This is a genomic window from Pseudomaricurvus sp. ABR4_320 (genome assembly GCF_056159445.1).
Window position 1 is genome coordinate 1 of the sequence record NZ_JBSWVF010000134.1, and the last position, 230, is coordinate 230.

Consider the following 230-nt stretch of genomic DNA (forward strand, 5'->3'; position numbering starts at 1 on the left):
GTCTTTGAGGTGTTCTCGGATGCTCTGGTAGCTATTGCCGTGTGCATAGAGTGCCAGGATTTTGCGCTCGAGGTCATCCGTTAAATGCGTTTGGTGCTTCTTGATAAGCTGAGGTTCGAAGGTGCCAGCTCTATCGCGTGGCGTGTCTAACTCGAACTTACCCGCTCCGGATTTAATGGTTTTTGAGGTGGTGCCATTTTTACGATTGGGCGTATCATCGTTGGCGATAT

1 protein-coding gene is annotated in these 230 nt (G+C 49.6%); it reads right to left on the bottom strand.

Going from position 1 to position 230, the window contains the following annotated elements:
• Positions 1-230 (bottom strand): transposase (locus ACXAFR_RS27700; RefSeq protein ID WP_475183479.1); only part of this gene is annotated, 230 nt, incomplete at both ends.